This window comes from Pseudomonas sp. RIT-562 (assembly GCF_026241895.1).
Classification (GTDB): domain Bacteria; phylum Pseudomonadota; class Gammaproteobacteria; order Pseudomonadales; family Pseudomonadaceae; genus Aquipseudomonas; species Aquipseudomonas mandelii_F.
The window spans coordinates 70,596-89,558 of sequence record NZ_JAPJIV010000017.1 but is presented as its reverse complement, the minus strand read 5'-3'; the positions used below and the strand labels follow the sequence as shown (position 1 = coordinate 89,558).

The window sequence follows — 18,963 nt, the reverse complement described above, 5'->3', positions numbered from 1 at the left end:
CGGTAGGAAAAATAAATTGCCAGAAAATATTACATGCGTCATATTACCATCGTAATAATATCTCGCCTCCACAGGTAGTTCGTCATGACCAGCATGCCAAGTCCCGATCCTGAAGTTGCTGCCCTGGCACCCTCCAGATCTCCCCTGCGCAAGCGCTTATTGCTGCTGACAACTGCCCTAACCGCGCTGATTTGCGCGGGCCTATACGCTTCACACTGGTGGACCAGCGGTCGGTTCATCGAGGAAACCGACGATGCCTATATCGGTGCCGATGTGACGGTGATCGGCCCCAAGGTCGCGGGCTACATTGAGCAAGTACTGGTCACCGACAACCAGCAGGTCAAGGCCGGTGACGTGCTGATCCGGCTCGATTCACGGGACTACCGCGCCCGCCTGGCCAAGGCGGAGGGCGCGGTGGCTGCCGAAGAAGCATTGCTGGCGAACCTCGACGCCACCGAACAATTGCAGCACGCAGTGATCGGCCAGGCGCGCGCCGGGATCGACGCCACCAGTGCTGAAACTGCCCGCTCACGTGATGACAACGTGCGCTACAAGCGCCTGGTCGGCAGCAACGCGGTATCGGTGGAAAGCGCCCAGCGGGTGGATGCCACTTACAAGACCGCACAAGCCTTGAGCGCCCGGGCCCAGGCCGAACTGCTGGCCGCGCAACGCCAGCTCAACGTGATCGCGACTCAGAAGCAACAGGCTCGCGCCGCCCTGATTCAGGCCCGCGCCGAGCGCGACCTGGCGCAATTGGATGTGGGCTACACCGAGCTGAAAGCGCCGGTAGACGGTGTGGTGGGCAACCGTCGGGCGCGGGTCGGCGCTTTTGCTCAGGCCGGCTCGCAATTGCTCTCGGTGGTGCCTGCCAGCGGCCTGTGGGTGGATGCCAATTTCAAGGAAGACCAGCTGGCGCGCATGACTGCCGGGCAGCGGGTGATCATTCATGCGGACGTGCTCTCCGGCCGTGAATTCCATGGCCACCTGGACAGCCTTGCACCGGCCAGCGGTGCGCAATTCAGCGTGCTGCCGCCGGAGAACGCCACCGGCAACTTCACTAAGATCGTGCAGCGGGTGCCGGTGCGCATCCTGCTCGATCCGGCAGACGGCGTGCTTGGCCACCTGCGTCCGGGGCTGTCGGTCACCGCCGAAGTGGACACCCGCGCCGAACCGGCGGCGCCGGCCGTGGCCAGCGCACCATGAGCCGTGCCCTCGCCGCGCCCGCGCAACCGTTCGATGCCGCCACGATGGCCACCGGCACCAAGGTCTTCGCCTTCGCCAGCATGTGCATCGGTATGTTCATTGCCTTGCTGGACATCCAGATCGTCTCGGCATCCTTGCGTGACATCGGCGGCGGGCTGTCTGCCGGAACCGATGAAACCGCCTGGGTGCAGACCAGTTATCTGATCGCCGAAATCATCGTCATCCCGTTGTCCGGTTGGTTGTCGCGGGTGTTCTCGACCCGTTGGCTGTTCAGCGCATCGGCAGTCGGTTTCACCCTGGCCAGCCTGTTGTGCGGGCTGGCCTGGAACATCCAGAGCATGATTGCCTTCCGGGCCCTGCAAGGATTTCTCGGCGGCTCGATGATCCCGCTGGTGTTCACCACCGCGTTCTTTTTCTTCACCGGCAAACAACGGGTGATTGCGGCGGCGACCATCGGCGCGGTCGCGTCCCTGGCCCCCACTTTAGGCCCGGTGATCGGTGGCTACATCACCGATGTTTCATCCTGGCACTGGCTGTTCTACATCAACCTCGTCCCGGGGATATTCGTCGCCGTGGCAGTGCCCCTGCTGGTGAAAATCGACCAACCTGAACTGTCGCTGCTCAAGGGCGCCGATTACCTGAGCATGTTGTTCCTTGCGCTGTTTCTTGGCTGCCTGGAATACACCCTCGAAGAAGGCCCGCGGTGGAACTGGTTCAGCGACTCGACCATCCTCACCACCGCATGGATCAGCGGCCTGTCGGGCCTGGCATTTATCGGCCGGACCCTGCACGTAGCCAATCCGATCGTCGACCTGCGGGCCTTGAAGGACCGCAACTTCGCCCTGGGCTGTTTCTTTTCGTTCGTCACCGGCATCGGCCTGTTCGCCACCATCTACCTGACGCCGCTGTTCCTCGGCCGGGTACGCGGTTACAGCGCGCTGGATATTGGCCTGGCGGTGTTTTCCACCGGGGTGTTCCAGGTCCTGGCCATTCCGCTGTATGCCTTCCTGGCCAATCGCATCGACCTGCGCTGGATCATGATGACCGGCCTGGGCCTGTTCGCGCTGTCGATGTGGGATTTCAGCCCGATCACCCATGACTGGGGCGCCAAGGAACTGATGCTGCCCCAAGCCCTGCGCGGCATCGCCCAGCAACTGGCCGTGCCCCCCGCCGTTACATTGACCCTCGGCGGTCTGGCCCCGGCACGACTTAAACACGCCTCGGGCCTGTTCAACCTGATGCGCAACCTCGGCGGCGCCATCGGCATCGCCGCCTGCGCCACCATCCTCAACGACCGCACCAACCTGCACTTCACTCGCCTGGCGGAAAACCTCAACAGCACAAACGAGGCGTTGAATCAGTGGTTGTCCCAGGTTGGCCACAACTTTGCGACGTTGGGCCAGAGCGGTGACATCGGCGTGACGGCGAGCCTGCGGCAGTTGTGGTTGCTGACGTATAGGGAAGCGCAGACGCAGACGTATGGCGATGCGTTCTTGATGATCATGGTGTGTTTTGTGATTGCGACAGCGATGGTGCCGTTGATGCGCAAGGTGCAACCGCCGGCAGCGCCTTCGGCGGATGGGCATTGAGCCGTTCAGTTCATGATCGACGTACTGGGGGGGCAAGCACCTCACCCATCCACAGGAGCCTCATGACCTCACGAACTTCCTGCATGTTGCGCCGGCCAGCGCGGTTATAGCGCTCCCAGGACTTCTTGAACTCGGCCGTGCGGTCAGTCCGCTTTGGGAGTGGCGCACGTTTTTCGTTCGGCTGCTGGGTTTGCGACTTCGCCATCGAGATCCTTGAACAGCTCGTCTATCGAATCAAACCGACTACAGATCTGGGCAGCCTGCGCTAATGCACGGGCGGCTTTTTCCGAAGGAACATGCACCTCGAAAGGCAGCCCTTGCGGTGCAACAACCTGGCGGAGAAAAAGGCGCATAGCGTCGCTGAGGCTCAGGCCACAAGCCTTGAGCACATTAGTGCGCTTTCCTTTAAATCCACCATCCGGCCTGCCTCGACAGCAAAAAGCCCACCTGAGTGGGCTATGGCGCTGCATCTACAATTCTGCTCAGTCCTGCGGCATCTTGCGAAAGCCCACCGCCAGACGGTTCCAACTGTTGATGGTAGTAATCGCTACAGTCAGGTCGACCATTTCCTTGGCGCTGAATTCCGCGGCCAGTTGCTCGTAGTCCTCATCCGGCGCGTGGGTCTGGCTCAGCAGGGTCAAGGACTCGGTCCAGGCCAGGGCGGCGCGTTCACGCGGGGTGAAAAACGGAGTTTCGCGCCAGGCAGACAGCGTGTACAGCCGACGCTCGGCTTCGCCGCCTTTGCGCGCATCGGCGCTGTGCATGTCCAGGCAGAAGGCGCAGCCGTTGATTTGCGAGGTGCGCAGCTTGACCAGTTCGATCAGGTTTTTTTCCAGCGGCAGTTTCGAGACGGCGGACTCCAGGGCGATCATGGCTTTGAGTGCGTCTGGGGAAGCGGTGTAGAAATCGATCCGAGGTTTCATTGCGGGCTCCGGGGACAAGTGAATGTGGAGCTACGTTAAACCCGCTGCTGGCCTGCACAAATAGCCAATATTCAAGAAGTCGGGTAGGCCACTAGCCTTCCCTGTGGCGACGCAGCCACTGCAGGAAGCCTTTTTTCTCCTGCACTTTTGGCGTTTCCTGGGTCAGGCTGCGCGCCTTGTTCAGGCGGAAATCCAGCAGCGCCGTCATGGCTTCGCTGATGTCGTGACGCGCATCGAGGCAGGGTTTCAGGTAATCCTTTTCGATGCGGTACAAGCTGCAGAAGGTTTTGGCGGTGAAGTCTGCCGGCAGCGCGGTATCGGAGAGGATGCCGCCTTCGCCGATCACTTCCCCCGGGCCCATGCGTCCGGACTCGAACTTGACGCCCTCGCGGCTGAGCTCGACGGACACTACGCCGGATTCGATGATGAACAGATGATCGCTGACCTCCCCTGCCGGAAGAATCAACTCACCGGCGCGGAAGTTCTGCAGCTTCATGTTCTGACTGAAGGTCTCTTTTTCATCCTGGCGCAAGGTCGAGAATATGCTCGAGCTGTCCAGCAACGCCATAGGCCGCGACAGGCCGGCCGGCGCGTTGGATTCGACGCTCGACAGCAGGCTCACTCCCGACGCCTGCAAATGACGGAACGCCAGGTCAAACAGCTGGTTGCGCACCATGCGCTTCTGCTCCATGGACGCCACAAACCCGCTGATCTCATACTCCACACCCGCCGCACTGGAGCCTTTGAGTGCGACGCTCGGCGCCGGTTTGGCCAACAGATAACGGCAGCCCTGCATGGCCCGCTCCAGTGCATCGATGACTTTTTGCGGTCGCGCGTGCGGGCTCAGCTGCAGGCTGATCGAGACGCCGAACATGTCGGTCGGACGGCTGAAATTGATGATCTTGGCCTTGGCCGCCAGCGAGTTGGGGATCACCGCCATGCTGCCCTGGGCGGTCTGCAGGCGCGTGGCGCGCCAATCGATGTCAGTCACGCGGCCTTCGGTGCCGTCGATGGAGATCCAGTCATCCAGTTGGTAGGGCTTGGTGGTGTTAAGGACGATCCCGGAGAACACGTCGCTCAGGGTGCTTTGCAGCGCGAGGCCGACGATGATCGCCAGGGCACCGGAGGTCGCCAGCACGCCCTTGACCGGCAAATCCAGCACGTATGCCAGGGCGGCGATGATTGCGATGAGGAAAATCACGGCGCCGAGCAGGTCCTGGAGCAGGCGCCCGGTGTGCCCGACTCGCTGCATCATCACGGCGCCGATCAACACCGTGAGGGTACGTGCGCCGAACAGCCACCAGCCGATCTGCAAGCCGGTCGCCGCCAGGTGCAGTGGCACGTTATCGGCCCAGGGCGCCGGCTCCAGAGGGTTCAAGCCTTCGTTGAACAGCAGGACGCTGAACAGCGCGAAGATGACCAGCCGCACCATCAGTTTCCAGTTGCTGCCATTGGCACTGATCAGCCGCCACAGCCCGAGATCGATGAGGATCAGGACCAGCGCACAGAACAACGGGTGATCGGTGAGCAATGACAGCATTGAGCGGCTCCGACAAGGTACGAATGGGCACAGTGTAGGAGCAATTGGGTATTTCAGGACAACGCAAAACATCCTGTGGGAGCGGCGATGCCGCTCCCACAGGATGATGCAAAGCTTACTTGCTGTTGGTCAGCGTGTTGTAGCTGGTCATGAGGTTGCGGTAGTCCGGGATGTGGTTGGAGAACAGAGTGGCCAGGCCTTCCACATCGTTACGCCAGTCGCGATGCAGCTCGCAGGCCAGGCCGAACCAGGTCATCAGTTGCGCGCCGGAGGACGACATGCGGTCCCAGGCGGATTGCCGGGTCAGCTCGTTGAACGTGCCGGAAGCGTCGGTCACCACGAAGACTTCAAAACCTTCAGCCAGGGCCGACAGGGCCGGGAATGCCACGCAAACTTCGGTCACCACACCGGCAATGATCAGCTGCTTCTTGCCGGTAGCCTTGATCGCCTTGACGAAATCTTCGTTGTCCCAGGCGTTGATCTGGCCAGGTCGGGCAATGTAGGGCGCGTCGGGGAACAGCGCCTTGAGCTCTGGCACCAGCGGGCCGTTCGGACCGGTTTCAAAGCTGGTGGTCAGAATGGTCGGCAGCTTGAAGTACTTGGCCAGGTCGGCGAGCGCCAGCACGTTGTTCTTGAAACGGTCCGGATCAATGTCGCGTACCAGCGACAACAAGCCCGCCTGATGATCGACCAACAGAACCGCGGCGTTATCCTTGTCGAGACGTTTGTAGGAAGTAGTCATGGGGTAATCCTCGCTATTTATTGATGCCGATCAGGCCGGCGCAGTGATTTGGGTTTTTACTTCAATCGCGGCTTGGCAAGCGTAGTCACACGAGCCAGCCGCGCCACAGCGGTGCAGCAATCAGTTCAACCGCTCATCCGGCCAAAGCGGCCCGATTGAAAGTCGGCAAAGGCCTGGTGGATTTCCTGCTCGCTGTTCATCACGAACGGACCATGGCCGACGATGGGTTCGTCGATGGGCTCGCCGCTGAGCAGCAACACCACCGCGTCGTTATTAGCTTCCAGGCTGAGCTGGTGACCGTCGCGTTCGAACAGTGCCAGCTGTCCTTCGCGCACCAGTTCCAGGCCGTTGACCTGGACCGTGCCGCGCAGCACCACCAGTGCCGTGTTGCGGCCTTCGTGCAAGTCCAGGGTCAGCGATTTGCCACCTTTGAGGCGCAAATCCCAGACGTCGATCGGGGTAAAGGTGCGCGCCGGCCCGGTGTGGCCGTCGAATTCTCCGGCGATCAGGCGCAGGCTGCCGGCACCGTCCTTCAACTCGACGAGCGGAATGTCGCCGTCAAGAATCGTCTGGTACCCGGCGTCAGCCATTTTGTCCTTGGCCGGCAGGTTGACCCACAGCTGCACCATCTCCAGGGTGCCGCCGCTTTTGGCAAAGCCTTCAGAGTGAAACTCTTCGTGAAGGATGCCCGAGGCAGCAGTCATCCATTGCACGTCACCCGGACCAATTTTGCCGCCGCTGCCGGTGGAGTCGCGGTGTTCCAGTTCGCCCTTGTAGACGATCGTCACGGTTTCGAAACCGCGGTGCGGATGTTGACCAACGCCTCGGCGCGCCGTAGTCGGGCTGAATTCAGCCGGACCGGCGTGATCCAGCAGAAGAAACGGGCTGATGTGCTTGCCCAGGTTGTCGTAGGAAAACAGCGTGCGGACCGGAAAACCGTCACCGACCCAATGACTGCGCGGGCTGGTGTAAATACCGATGATGTTTTTCATGAGGCCTCCGAATCTGTTGTTTGCTGCGATGGATAAAGCTTAAAACCGAAGCCTTTGGTGCGCTAGACTGCAAAAATCAGTCATAGCGTTCTATTTGGAGAACGATGGTGGAAGATCTCAACACCCTGTATTACTTCACCCAGGTGGTGGAGCATGGTGGCTTCGCTGCGGCCGGACGGGCCCTGGACATGCCCAAGTCCAAGCTCAGCCGCCGTATCGCCGAGCTCGAAGAGCGCCTGGGTGTGCGCCTGCTGCACCGCACCAGCCGGCATTGTTCGCTGACCGAAATCGGCCAGGCCTATTACCAGCGATGCCTGGCCATGCGGGTGGAAGCCGAAAGCGCCGCCGAACTGATCGAGCGCAATCGCTCCGAACCCCAGGGCCTGGTACGCATCAGTTGCCCGACCGCCCTGCTCAACTCCTGGGTCGGGCCGATGCTGACCCGCTACATGCTCAAGTACCCGCTGGTCGAGTTGTTCATCGAGAGCACCAACCGCCGGGTCGACCTGATTCACGAGGGCTTCGACATCGCCCTGCGCGTGCGCTTCCCGCCATTGGAAAACACCGACATGGTGATGAAGGTCCTGGGCAACAGCACCCAGTGCCTGGTGGGCAGCCCGGCCTTCGCGGCACGCCTGTCATCCCCCGCCACTCCGGCCGACCTCAGCGGCTTGCCGAGTGTGCACTGGGGTGCGGCGCAGCGCGATTATCAGTGGGAGCTGTTTGGCGCCGAGGGCGCCAGCGCACTGATTCGGCATGCGCCGCGCATGGTCACGGATGACTTGCTGGCGCTGCGTCATGCGGTCTTGGCAGGCGTCGGTGTGGCGCATCTGCCCAGCGTCGTGGTGCGCGATGACATTGCGGCCGGGCATTTGGTGGAGCTGGTACCGGGGTGGGCGCCGAAGTGCGGGATCGTGCATGCGATCTTCCCGTCACGGCGCGGATTGCTGCCTTCAGTGCGGGCGTTGATTGATTTTCTTGGGGAGGAGTTTAGTCATGCGGATATTGCTTAGGGGGTAAGAGGGATTGGGGGATCTTGGAAAGATCGCAGCCTCGTTTCACTCGGCAGCTCCTACAGGGTGGCGCCAGCACGGAGGGTGCCTGGTATGCCGCCATCGCGAGCAAGCTTTGCTCCCACAGGTATCACCTCCCAGAGATACTCAGTTCACACCGGAGAACTCAGACCAAACTCAGGAAAGGTGCACGACCAGAAGCGCAGCGCGCCGGCTTGTTGCCTTGGTCGGCCCGCAGGCCGCCACGGCAAGGCTCTTGATCGCAAGCGCCCCGTTAACCACGCTGGCCGAACGCAGGCATTGCGTAGCGGGTAAATCGGCAAGGATGCCGGTTTAGCTGCGCTGGGCCAGGGATGGCCCATCGCAGCGACCCGCAGAGCAATGCCTGGGTTCGGGCACACCGAGCCTTAGCGAGGTGCCGAGTGGTGGGGCAAAGACCTTTTGGTTACTTTTGGGGCGTTTGCCAAAAGTGACCCGCCGTAAGGGCGGAACCACAATCAGCTGTTACCGCAGCGATGGATATGTACACAGGGAAAGATCAAAAGATCGCAGCCTCGTTTCTCTCGACAGCTCCTACCAGCTCCTACAGCAGGCTGAGCTCCAGGCGGTGCATGGCTTGCTGCAACTGGTCGACGGCCTCGTCGATCAGGTGCTGACGGCCATCGCGACAAGCACCCTCCAGCTGCTCGCAGCGCTCGATCAGATTGCCCGCCCGGACCATCATCGCCCCGCCCTTGATACGATGCGCCAGTGCCTGCAGAGCCTGATAATCGCTGCGGGCATGGGCCGCAAGCAGTTCGTTGCGATCAATGCGATTGGTCACCAGTACATCCTGCAGCAGTTGCTCGATCAACTCTCGATCGGCACCAACAAACTGTTCCAGGCCGCGCAGGTCGATCTCGGCATTGGCGCGAACCTCGATCACTGCGGGCGTTGCTCCAAACCTCGACGCCAACCAGACATTGAGGTCGGCCAGGCTGATGGGCTTGAACAGGCAATCATCCATGCCCGCCTCCAGGCACCGAGCGCGCTCCTCTGGCTGGGCGTTGGCAGTAAATCCCAAAATCAGCATCCGCTGCAGTGCGCGGGCGCGCTCTTCATCCCGTATCGCTCCTGCCAATTCGTACCCGCTGAGCAGCGGCATGTTGCAGTCGGTTATGACCACGTCGAACTCATGCTCGCGCCACTGCCTAAGCCCCTCTTCGCCATTCTCGGCCACCAGAACCTGGTGCCCCAGGTAGCCTAGCTGGCGCGAGAGCAGCAGACGATTGGCCGGATAATCGTCGACCACCAGGATGCACAACGCCCGCACCGGAGCCTGCACAGCAGCGGGAACCTCACTGCTGGGCAACGGTTGCAACACCAGCAGATCAAGACTGATCACAATTGCGGTGCCGCGCCCCAGCGCGCTGTCGAGCAGCAGTTGCCCGCCCATTCTTTCGCACAATGTACGGCTGATCACCAGCCCCAATCCGGAGCCCTGACGCCCCGATTGTGGATTATTGCCAGCCTGCACAAACGGACTGAACAGGCGTTTCTGATCGAACTCGCTGATGCCGATACCGCTGTCCTCGACCCGCACGCTGACCGCCAGATGCCCGTCGCGGGCCGTTTCCACTTGCAGCGTGAGGCTCACACCACCGTGCGCGGTGAACTTGATGGCGTTGCTCAATACGTTGGACAGAATCTGTTTGAATCGAGTGGGATCGATCATCACGTCGCAGTCGCTGCCTGGCGCCAACTCGACGTGCCACTGCAGATTTTTCTGCCGGGCCAGGCCTTCGAAAACCCGGCACACCGAGTCGACCAAGCTGCGTAAATTAGCCCGTTCGGGGCTCAGCGACAGGTGCCCGGACTCGATTCGCGCGATGTCCAGGATGTCGCCGATCAAACCCAGCAGCTGTTGCGCCGCCGTGGACGCAACCTCGATCGCCGGGCGGTCGACGAAGCCCTGCTCGGCGCGCTTGAGTGCCAGCTCGAGCATGCCGATCATGGCATTCATCGGCGTTCGGATTTCGTGACTCATGGTCGCCAGGAAAGTCGTCTTCGCCCGATTTGCATCGTCGGCGGCGTCCTTGGCCTCCTGCAATTGCTGCAGCAACTGCTGACGCTGGCGAATCTGCCGGCGCTGCCAGACTATCCACGCCAGCGCCAGCAGCAGCAATGCCCCAGCGGCGGCGAACCCGCGCAGAATATCCTGGCGATGGCGCAACCAGTAGCTGGGTTCGACCATCAGGTCGTTGCGCCAATACTGAGTCATGTCTTCGATTTCTTCGGGCGAAATACTGAGCAGTGCCTTGTCCAGGATCGAGTGCAACTGCGCAGATTCACGACCGGTTGCCAGGGTACTGCGAGCCGGGTCGGTGCCGACGGTGCTGGTCACTTTCAGTCGCCCGGGGAACTGCCGCGAAATCATATAGCGGGCGCCGATCAGCGAATTGATCGCACCTTCTGCCTCGCCCCGGTCAACCATCTCCATCGCTTGCGCCGTCAGGGGTGCGGCGATCAATTTGATCTGCGGGTAGTGCTGACGGAGGAACTCTGCGGTGCTATTGCCCTGGGTCACCGCCAGGGTTTTTCCGGCCATTTCGTCAAGCGTCGCCGGGCTCCACGGCGCATCACGGATCACCAGCACGTTCGGGCTGGTCATGAATGGGCGAGTGAACTGCAAATCGATTTCGCGCTCACTGCTGGGGCTGATTCCGGCAATCAGGTCGACTTGCCCCGACTTTATCTGCTCGATCATCCGGCCCACGGACGGCACCGCCACGACGTCGAATTTCAAGCCGGTGCGCACACTGATCTTGCCCAAGACATCGGCGGTGATGCCCCGAAATTGGCCCTCACCGTCGATGAAAGAGATGGGCATCAGATTGTCGTTGATCGCCACTTTCACCCGCGGGTGCGCGTCGAGCCAACGCTGTTCGACCGCCGTGAAATGCAGCGACTGGGTGCCGGCAATGGAAGGCCCGCTGGCGCCCCATCGATGCAGGATATTCAGTCGTTCATCGATCGGCACAGCCGCCAAAGCCTGGTTGACGATCCGCTGCAGCCGTACGTTCTCGTACTTCATGGCGAAGGCAAAGCGACCAGATTCAAGCTGCGAGAAATCCGCCAGCTGTACGTTGTTGATGTAATTTTCGCTGATCAGGTAATGAGTGCTGATGGCATCGCCCAGGTACACGTCGGCCTGACCAAACGCCACAGCCCCCACGCCCTCCAGTGTCGAGGGGAAGAGTTGCACCTGTGCATCGGGATAAAAACCCTGCACGGTTTTCTCGGGCAGGTAGTGGTACAGCATCGCCAGGCGCTTGTCGGCCAATTGCGGGTCCAGTGGCTGTGTCGAGCCCAGGCGAGTGACCAGCACCGGCTGGTCCACGGCGTAGGCGCTGGACATGCGCAACTGCGGATCCTGGGCTTCATAACGGTTGGCCGTCCCCAGCAAATCGGCCGCGCCCTGCTTGATCGCGCGGACCGCTTCTTCCCGGGACGGATAACGATGCACCTCGATGTCGACGCTCAACAGTTGTTTGAGCAGGCCGGCGTAGTCGGCAGTCAGGCCTTCCAGGGAGTTGCCCGCGGTGGTGATATCGAAAGGCGGATAATCGGGCGCCGAGACCGCAAGCACCAGGCGGCCCTTGTGCCCGAGCCAGGCGGCATCGCTCGCCGACAGCCGGGCGCTGTAGCCGGTGACTTCGGAGCGACACAATAAGGCCATGGTTTGCGGTTGCGCCCAGGCCGGGTTGAGCCACAGCCAATGGCCCAGCAACAATGCTGCAATCAGGCGACGTGGGCGCAGGAATATGTTCATTCAGATCAAGCAATTGCGCAGGGCGAAATCCCTCAGGTGGACCGCCGACTTGACGTCGAGTTTTTCAATCAGCCGCGTCTTGTAGGTGCTGACTGTCTTATGGCTCAGGTGCAGGGTTTCGGCGATCTGCTTGTTTGATATGCCCATGGCCAGGTAGCGGAAGATGCTCAGCTCGCGGTTGGACAGGCCATCGATGCGCTGCTTTTCACTGCGTTGCAGGGCACTGAGGGAAACCGAGGTCGAGAGCTGGGCGAAATAGGTGTAGCCGGCCGTAATGGCGTGGATGGCCTTGTGCAAATGCTCCAGGTCGTTCGACTTGGCAACATAGGCTGCGGCGCCAGCGCGGATGCAGCGGTCCTGGAAGAACATCGCTTCGTGGGAGGAAAAGACCACTACCCGGCAGCGCTCGCCACTGTCCTGGAGCCTTGCCAGTACCTCCAGCCCATCGAGCTTGGGCAGGGAAATATCCAACACCAGCACGTCCGGTTGGTGCTCGCGGACCAATGGCATGACCTCGTTACCACTGCTGGCTTCGTAAACCCGTTGAAATCCTTCCTGTCGGAGCACGATTTTGACTGCGGCGCGAACCACCGGATGATCGTCCACAATCAGCGCTGACTTCATGACAACTCCATGTACAAAAACACGACGATTGAGCATCGGATGCTCACGGGACAGGCGCGGATCAAACGCAACAGCTGCGCGAAAATTCTGACATGGGGACTCCGGTGAAACTACCTGACAGAAATGACAGTCCCGACGGACGGCAGGCGGCGATCAACCAGTGCCATCAGACGGCTGATCGCGGCCAGGTCCGGCAAAGATGACGGGCTGACCTGGATTTTCTGCTGCTCGCTAGCGCGAACTGGCGGCAACTTTGCGCGATGGCCGTCGTAGATGAAGGTATGACGCACCTGGGCGTTATCGCGAAAGAAATCCACCAGGTTCAAAGCATCGCCTGCCATTGCAGCATTGATCACCACCAGATCGAACGGCTCGCAGCCGTACTCCACCAGCGTCAGCAATTCCTCAAGGCAATGCACCGGTGCAACCCGGTAATAGTTGAGCTGATTGAACAATCGTTCGATTCGCATGCGCTGAAAATGCTGCTCGTCGGCAATCAGGATACGCAAGGCTTTGTTCGACAACGTAGGCCCCCAGCAGGGTGTCAAATTCGAGATGGCGCAAGGCTACGCATGCGCCAGGGAGCTTTCTGTAGGACTTTTCCTAAAAACCGCCCCCATTTGTCCGACTATCGCCTTCAGCTATCGCTCAAGGATTCGCCCTGCAATTGCAACCATGCCAGCAAATCTTCACCACTCATGGGCCGTGCATACCAGTATCCCTGCCCCTGGATGCAACCGAGCGCCATCAGGTGCAGGCGCTGAGCGTCGGTCTCGATGCCTTCGATGACGACCGACATGCCCAGGCTGTCCCCCAGCGCCAGGGTGCTGCTGATGGCGGCACGACAGCGCGGTTCGTGTTCCAGGTTGCGGACAAACTCGGCATCGAGCTTGATCTCGTTGAAAGGCAGCTGACACAGGCGTTGCAGTGAAGAAAAACCCGCGCCGAAGTCATCAATGGACAGCCGGCACCCCATCATTCGCAGGCGGACCAGGTTGCCCAGGCTGGTGGCGGGTGCTTCCAGCAACCCGCTTTCCGTGAGTTCGAAGGTCAGCCCGCAGCCCGGCGCGCCATGGCGGTTCAGGATGCGCCGGATGCTGGTGGTCAGTTCGCTGCCAGCCAGTTGCGCGGTTTGCAGGTTGAACGCCATGTTCAGGGAAAAGCCCCGGCTGGCCGCCTCCCGTTGCAGGATCAGCGCCTGCTCCAGCTGGGCGAATAACAACCGGTCCATCTGCCCGTGCTGCTCCAGTATCGGCAGGTACACCGCCGGTGACAGGACGCCCCTCTGCGGATGCAGCCAGCGGCTGAGCACCTCGACACCGCAGACCTGGCCGGTGTGCAGATTAAATTTAGGCTGGTACCAGGACTCGATCTGCTCAAGGACCAGTGCCTCGCACACTTCCTCCTCGCTGGCCAATTGCAGGGGCGCTGCAGTTGCTGGTGTGACCGGCACAGCATTGCGGTGTTTGTCGAGCAACTCGCGCAACACCTGTGGGTGCAGCGGCTTGCCAACATCGCCCAGCAACTCGAGGCCGAGCAAAGAGACGATCTGGTGCACCGCCCGCCGCAGATCCGCCGACAGCGAACTGCTGATGATGATCGATTTGACCTGCCCGCCGGCCCCTAGCTGGCGAAAGAATTCCAGGCCGTCCATGCCCTCCATCTGCAAATCGCACAGGGCGATGTCTACCGGGCCGACTTCCTGCAAGACCGCCAGCGCCTGGGCGCCGTCGCACGCTTCGAACACCTCGCGACAGCCTGCCTGCTTGAACATGCTCACGGCCACGGAGCGTTGAAAGGCATGGTCTTCGAGTATCAGAACGCGCAGTGGCAGGCAGGTCATGTCGTCTCGACTCGTCTTGGAAGGGACGTCGATTATCCAGAACGTGCGGTGGATGCAATTTAGGAAATTTCCCAAACCTTGTAGGAAATTTCCCAAAGTTCTTTCGGGTGATGTCTGACAGCCGTCACGCCAAGCGCTCGGCCAGTCGTTCCATCGCCTGATGCAACTCGTCAACAGCCTCGGTCAACTGCCCCGGATGCACTCCGTTGCAAGCCGCTTCCAGGCGTTCGCAAGCCTCGATCAACGCCTGGGCCTTGATGATTCGCGCACCGCCCTTGATACGATGAGCGAGGTTCGCCAGGCCCGGCATGTCGTTTTGCGTGAACAGCCGCATCAACCGCGCCATGTCCTCGTCGTTGCTCGACGCCAGGTCGTCCAGCAGGCGTTTGATCGACGCCGCGTCACCCCCGGTCAACTGGCGCAGCCCTCCCAGGTCGAGATCATCCGTGGCGGGCGTTACGACCTGCCCGGTACTCGGGATCAGGCTGGCCAGCCGGGCGCCGAGGTCCCCGAGGCTGATCGGCTTGAACAGGCAGTCATCCATTCCCGCGTCCAGGCAGCGCTGCTTTTCCTCGGGTTGGGCATTGGCGGTAAAGCCCAGGATAAGGCTGGGGGCGAGCCCCTTGGCGCGCTCTTCCTCGCGGATGGCCCGGGCCAATTCGTACCCGGTCATGACCGGCATGTTGCAGTCGGTGATGACCACATCGAACGGCTGGCCGCGCCAGGCGCGCAACCCCAGCATGCCGTCTTCAGCGTCCCGGACCTTGTGCCCGAGGTAGCTCAGTTGCTGGGAGACCACCAGGCGGTTCGCCGGGTAATCGTCGACCACCAGGATGCTCAATGGACGATGCGCCGGTATCGCTTCGACTCGCACAGGCTCCGCCTCATCCAGCGCTTGCAACATGGGCAGATCGAGGGTGACGTCGACCTCGGTGCCCTTCCCCACCCTGCTGCTCAACGTCAGCCGGCCGCCCATCATTTCGCACAACGTGCGGCTGATCACCAGCCCCAGTCCCGAGCCGCTGCGCGCCGATTGGCGATTGTTGCTGGCCTGGGTGAAGGGGCTGAACAAACGCAGCTGATCCTCATCGCTAATGCCGATGCCGGTATCGGCTACCTGCAGGCACAGCGACAGGCGCTCGTCTGGCCCGGGCTGGACCTTGACTCGCAGGCGCACTTCGCCTGCCTCGGTGAACTTGATGGCGTTGCTCAACAGGTTGGACACGATCTGCTTGAAACGCAGCGGATCGATCAGTACCTCGCGATGGGCTGCGACATCCAGTTCGAGGATCAGGCGCAGCTGCTTCTGTCGCGCCAACCCCTCGAAAATGCGCGTGACGGCAATCACCAGTTCACCCAGGTTGGCGCGCTCCGGGGTTAGGCTCAAGTGTCCGGATTCAATGCGCGAGACATCCAGGATATCGCCGATCAGGTCCAGCAGGCTGCGCGCGGCACCTGAGGCCACTTCGATGGCAAAACGATCGGTCAGCCCCTGATCGGCTTTTTTCATCGCCAGTTCCAGCATGCCGATCACCGCGTTCATTGGCGTGCGGATCTCGTGGCTCATGGTGGCCAGGAAAGTGGTCTTCGCCCGATTGGCGTCGTCGGCGTCGTCCTTGGCTTCGCGCAGTGCCTGGACCAGGCGTTGGCGTTCGCTGATATCGATCCAGCCACCGATCAGACCGCTGACCTCACCGTTGCTGGCGCGGTACGGCAGCATCCAGTGGTAGATGGTCAGCACGTCTGCGCCCAAAGTTAGCTGGCGATCCTGCACCCGCGGCTGGCCGTCTTGCATGACCTGCAGATAGTCTTCATGGTAAACCGCAGCTTCCTGCACGTTCTTGAACATGCCTTCGATCACTGTCTTGCCGACCACTGCGTCGCGCTCGATACCGAACACGTCGAGGTAGCCCGAATTGCAGATCAGCAGCCGTGCCTGGCGGTCGCGCACGTAGATCGGGTGCGGTGTGCCGTCGATCAACACGCGCATGAACTCCAGCTGGTCGCTGAGGGCCACTTCCGCCTGTTTGCGCTTGGCGATCAACTGGCGCAGATAGGCGATCCAGCCCAGGGCCAGCAACAGCAACACGGCCGCCAGGGCAAAGCCCTGAATGATTGCCGCGCGATGCCGCAACCAGTAGCTGTCGTCCACCACCACTTCGCTGCGCCAGCGGTTGGACACTTCGTCCAGCTCCTCCGGAGGAATACTCAGCAGCGCCTTGTCGAGGATCGAATACAGTTCGCTGGCATCGCGAGCGGTGGCGAAACCCAGGCGGGCGGACGTGGTGCCGACGGTGCTGGTAATGCGCAACCGGTCGCGGTACTGCCGTGAAATCATGTAGCGCGCAGTAATCAGCGCGCTGACGGCGGCCTCCGCCTGACCGTTGGCCACCAGGGTCATGGCGTGCTCGGCGTTATCGGCATCGACCAATTTAATGCTCGGATACTGCGCGATCAACTGGTCGCGCACCGGCGTCCCACGGATCACCGCCAGGCGTTTGCCAGCCATCTCGTCCAGGGTCGCTGGACTGCCACTGGCCGAACGGCTGACCAACACATACGGCGTGCTGAGGTAGGGTCGGGTGAACCGCAAGGACTGCTCGCGCTCGGCGCTGGGCGTCAGGCTGATCAGCAGGTCGGCCTGGCCGGATTCGACCTGCCGAATCAGCTCGGGGACCGTGCGCAGGCGTTGAATATCGAACTTCAACCCGGTGCGCAACGCCACTTTGGCCAGCACATCGGCGCCGAGGCCGCGAAACTTGCCATCCTGACCGTAGAACGACAGCGGCAGGAAACTCTCGTCGATGGCCACTTTGACGTGGGGGTGCTGCTCCATCCAGCGCTGTTCGGCGCTGCTGAAGTGCAACAGGTGCAACCCGCTCATGTTCGCCCCGCCCGCGCTCCAACGACGCTGAATGGTCAGCCGCTCGCTCGCGGGAATCACCGCCAGCGCCGCATTGACGACGCGCAGCAGCTGCGGGTTGTCCCGGGCAATGGCGAAGGCGAAGTCGTTGACGTTGGTGTCGAGAAACGCCGCCAATTGCACGTTGTTCAGGTAATTTTTGTTGATCAGGTAATTGGCGCTGATCGAGTCGCCCAGATAGACATCGGCCGTGCCAAAAGCTACTGCGCCGATCGCACTCAGTGTCGAGGGATACAGTTGCAACCGGGCGTTGGGGAAGTGCGCCGTGACGGTTTCCGGCGGCAGGTAGTGGTAGAGCATTGCCACCTGCTTGCCGGCAAGGTCGGGCGTAGCGTTCTGGCTGTCGCCGATGCGCGTGACCAGGCTCGGCTGGTCCTCGGCGTAGGCACTGGACATCACCAGCTGCGGGTCCGCCGCCTCGTAGTCGTTGGACGTGCCCAGCAAGTCCACCTCGCCCTGATGAACCGCATGCACTACATCAGCCCGGGATGGATAACGCCGCACCTCGATGCGCACCTGCAACAGCTCGGCCAGCAGCGCCGCGTAATCCGCCGTCAGTCCTTCATAGTCTCGCCCGGTGCCAGTGATGCCGAAGGGTGGGTAGTCCGGCGCCGAAGCGCCCAACACCAGTACGCCCTTGTCACGCAGCCATTGCCGGTCGGGCTCATCGAGAACCGCCTGGTAGCCATCCACCTGGGAACGTCCCAGCACCCGCAGGTTTTCCACCGGCGCCGCTGCGGCCCATAAACAATGAACGGAGCCCGCCAACAGCAATCCGACCAGCCATTTACCCAAGCCCTGATTCATTCACACCAACTGATTACGCTTGGCAAAATCGGCGAGATACACCACGGACTTCACGTTGAGTTTTTCGATCAGGCGGGTCTTGTAGGTGCTGATGGTCTTGCTGCTCAGCAGCATGGCTTCGCCGATCTCCTTGTTGCTCATGCCATTGGACAGCTGCTGCAGAATCGTCAGTTCACGATCGGACAGGCTCTGGATCAGTTCCATATCACTGGCCTGGGTATCGCTGCGCCGCACTGAACTGGTGGCCAGGTTGGGAAAGAATGTGTAGTCGCTCAAGACGGCCTTGATGGCTCTGACCAATTCATCGAGGTCATCGTTCTTGCTGATGTAACCGGCAGCGCCGGCCTTCATCGAGCGCATGGCGTAGAAGATCGGTGACTGCGAGGTGAGCACTACAATCTTGCACTTCGGTTGGTCGGCCATGATCCGGCTGATGACCTGCAGACCGTCGAGCCTGGGCATGGCGATGTCGAGGATGATCAGGTCGGGCGCGTGTTCGCGGGCTCGTTGCACGGCATCCGCGCCGTTGTCCGCCTCGGCGATCACTTCGATGTTTTCCTGCTGCAGGAGCATTGTGACCGATGCCCGAATGAACGGGTGATCGTCTACCACCATCGCTTTGACCATAGGAACCTCTGCAAGACATGGCAGGCATTGTAGCGAGGCGGGCGCGGCGATGGCTGCCTGATGGCAGTTTTTTTGATGGGGTGGGCGCAACCCCTGTAGGAGCCCGGCTTGCCGGCGATGCGATCTTGCGGGCGCCATCGCCGGCAAGCCAGGCTCCTACGGTTGATTCGGGTGTACGCGGAAATTGGGCTCGGCACAAATCCGTAGGAGCCCGGCTTGCCGGCGATGGCGATCTTGCGGGCGCCATCGCCGGCAAGCCGGGCTCCTACGGGGATATGGGTATGGCGTGATAGTGGAGAGCACCCTCCCCCAGCGGCTAAAGATAT

General features: G+C 61.3%; 14 protein-coding genes. 3 read left to right on the top strand and 11 right to left on the bottom strand.

Annotation, left to right across the window (positions count from 1 at the left end; translation table 11 throughout):
• Positions 1-84: 84 nt before the first annotated feature.
• Positions 85-1,203, top strand: a complete 1,119-nt coding sequence (locus ORL50_RS19890; protein WP_266017459.1) for an HlyD family secretion protein — start codon at positions 85-87, stop codon at positions 1,201-1,203.
• Complete coding sequence (locus ORL50_RS19885) at positions 1,200-2,792, top strand: DHA2 family efflux MFS transporter permease subunit (RefSeq protein WP_266017457.1); 1,593 nt, start codon at positions 1,200-1,202, stop codon at positions 2,790-2,792. Before ORL50_RS19890 ends, ORL50_RS19885 begins: the two co-directional genes overlap by 4 nt.
• A gap of 143 nt (positions 2,793-2,935) precedes the next feature.
• Here the strand turns inward: ORL50_RS19885 and ORL50_RS19880 are convergent, their stop codons facing one another.
• From ORL50_RS19880 to ORL50_RS19860, 5 genes are all read right to left on the bottom strand, one after another.
• On the bottom strand, positions 2,936-3,262 hold the full coding sequence (locus ORL50_RS19880; protein ID WP_266017456.1) for a type II toxin-antitoxin system RelB/DinJ family antitoxin: 327 nt from the start codon (positions 3,260-3,262) through the stop codon (positions 2,936-2,938).
• A gap of 12 nt (positions 3,263-3,274) precedes the next feature.
• Complete coding sequence (locus ORL50_RS19875) at positions 3,275-3,715, bottom strand: carboxymuconolactone decarboxylase family protein (protein ID WP_266017454.1); 441 nt, start codon at positions 3,713-3,715, stop codon at positions 3,275-3,277.
• Positions 3,716-3,806: 91 nt separating this feature from the next.
• A complete protein-coding gene (locus tag ORL50_RS19870) occupies positions 3,807-5,255 on the bottom strand; it encodes a mechanosensitive ion channel domain-containing protein (RefSeq protein WP_266017452.1) in 1,449 nt (482 codons plus the stop codon).
• Positions 5,256-5,370: 115 nt separating this feature from the next.
• Positions 5,371-5,997 carry an isochorismate family cysteine hydrolase YcaC gene (gene ycaC / locus ORL50_RS19865; protein WP_008011497.1) on the bottom strand — a complete coding sequence of 209 codons (627 nt, stop codon included), beginning with the start codon at positions 5,995-5,997 and terminating at the stop codon, positions 5,371-5,373.
• A gap of 125 nt (positions 5,998-6,122) precedes the next feature.
• Entirely contained in the window at positions 6,123-6,989 is an 867-nt protein-coding gene (locus tag ORL50_RS19860) for a pirin family protein (protein WP_266017450.1), read from the bottom strand.
• 104 nt (positions 6,990-7,093) lie between these two features.
• On the opposite strand from ORL50_RS19860, the gene ORL50_RS19855 reads away from it, so the two are divergent.
• Entirely contained in the window at positions 7,094-8,002 is a 909-nt protein-coding gene (locus tag ORL50_RS19855; protein ID WP_266017449.1) for a LysR family transcriptional regulator, read from the top strand.
• A gap of 583 nt (positions 8,003-8,585) precedes the next feature.
• Here ORL50_RS19855 and ORL50_RS19850 read toward each other — a convergent pair.
• The 6 genes from ORL50_RS19850 to ORL50_RS19825 form a co-directional block, all read right to left on the bottom strand.
• Entirely contained in the window at positions 8,586-11,813 is a 3,228-nt protein-coding gene (locus ORL50_RS19850) for a transporter substrate-binding domain-containing protein (protein WP_266017448.1), read from the bottom strand.
• On the bottom strand, positions 11,814-12,437 hold the full coding sequence (locus tag ORL50_RS19845; protein WP_266017446.1) for a response regulator transcription factor: 624 nt from the start codon (positions 12,435-12,437) through the stop codon (positions 11,814-11,816).
• A gap of 110 nt (positions 12,438-12,547) precedes the next feature.
• Positions 12,548-12,961, bottom strand: coding sequence for an ANTAR domain-containing protein (locus tag ORL50_RS19840; protein ID WP_266017445.1), 414 nt, complete (start codon positions 12,959-12,961; stop codon positions 12,548-12,550).
• 113 nt (positions 12,962-13,074) lie between these two features.
• Positions 13,075-14,280 carry an EAL domain-containing response regulator gene (locus tag ORL50_RS19835; RefSeq protein ID WP_266017444.1) on the bottom strand — a complete coding sequence of 402 codons (1,206 nt, stop codon included), beginning with the start codon at positions 14,278-14,280 and terminating at the stop codon, positions 13,075-13,077.
• A 124-nt stretch (positions 14,281-14,404) separates the two neighbouring features.
• On the bottom strand, positions 14,405-18,010 hold the full coding sequence (locus ORL50_RS19830; protein ID WP_266017443.1) for a transporter substrate-binding domain-containing protein: 3,606 nt from the start codon (positions 18,008-18,010) through the stop codon (positions 14,405-14,407).
• Positions 18,011-18,637: a response regulator transcription factor gene (locus tag ORL50_RS19825; RefSeq protein WP_266017441.1), complete on the bottom strand. Its 627-nt coding sequence runs from the start codon at positions 18,635-18,637 to the stop codon at positions 18,011-18,013. It abuts the gene before it with no gap.
• Positions 18,638-18,963: the final 326 nt, after the last annotated feature.

Coding starts and splice junctions, on each gene's coding strand:
- ycaC (WP_008011497.1), bottom strand. CDS start 5,997: ATGACTACTTCCTACAAACGTCTCGACAAGGATAACGCCGCGGTTCTG.
- ORL50_RS19850 (WP_266017448.1), bottom strand. CDS start 11,813: ATGAACATATTCCTGCGCCCACGTCGCCTGATTGCAGCATTGTTGCTG.
- ORL50_RS19875 (WP_266017454.1), bottom strand. CDS start 3,715: ATGAAACCTCGGATCGATTTCTACACCGCTTCCCCAGACGCACTCAAA.
- ORL50_RS19830 (WP_266017443.1), bottom strand. CDS start 18,010: ATGAATCAGGGCTTGGGTAAATGGCTGGTCGGATTGCTGTTGGCGGGC.
- ORL50_RS19880 (WP_266017456.1), bottom strand. CDS start 3,262: ATGCAGCGCCATAGCCCACTCAGGTGGGCTTTTTGCTGTCGAGGCAGG.
- ORL50_RS19870 (WP_266017452.1), bottom strand. CDS start 5,255: ATGCTGTCATTGCTCACCGATCACCCGTTGTTCTGTGCGCTGGTCCTG.
- ORL50_RS19890 (WP_266017459.1), top strand. CDS start 85: ATGACCAGCATGCCAAGTCCCGATCCTGAAGTTGCTGCCCTGGCACCC.
- ORL50_RS19885 (WP_266017457.1), top strand. CDS start 1,200: ATGAGCCGTGCCCTCGCCGCGCCCGCGCAACCGTTCGATGCCGCCACG.
- ORL50_RS19835 (WP_266017444.1), bottom strand. CDS start 14,280: ATGACCTGCCTGCCACTGCGCGTTCTGATACTCGAAGACCATGCCTTT.
- ORL50_RS19825 (WP_266017441.1), bottom strand. CDS start 18,637: ATGGTCAAAGCGATGGTGGTAGACGATCACCCGTTCATTCGGGCATCG.
- ORL50_RS19855 (WP_266017449.1), top strand. CDS start 7,094: ATGGTGGAAGATCTCAACACCCTGTATTACTTCACCCAGGTGGTGGAG.
- ORL50_RS19860 (WP_266017450.1), bottom strand. CDS start 6,989: ATGAAAAACATCATCGGTATTTACACCAGCCCGCGCAGTCATTGGGTC.
- ORL50_RS19845 (WP_266017446.1), bottom strand. CDS start 12,437: ATGAAGTCAGCGCTGATTGTGGACGATCATCCGGTGGTTCGCGCCGCA.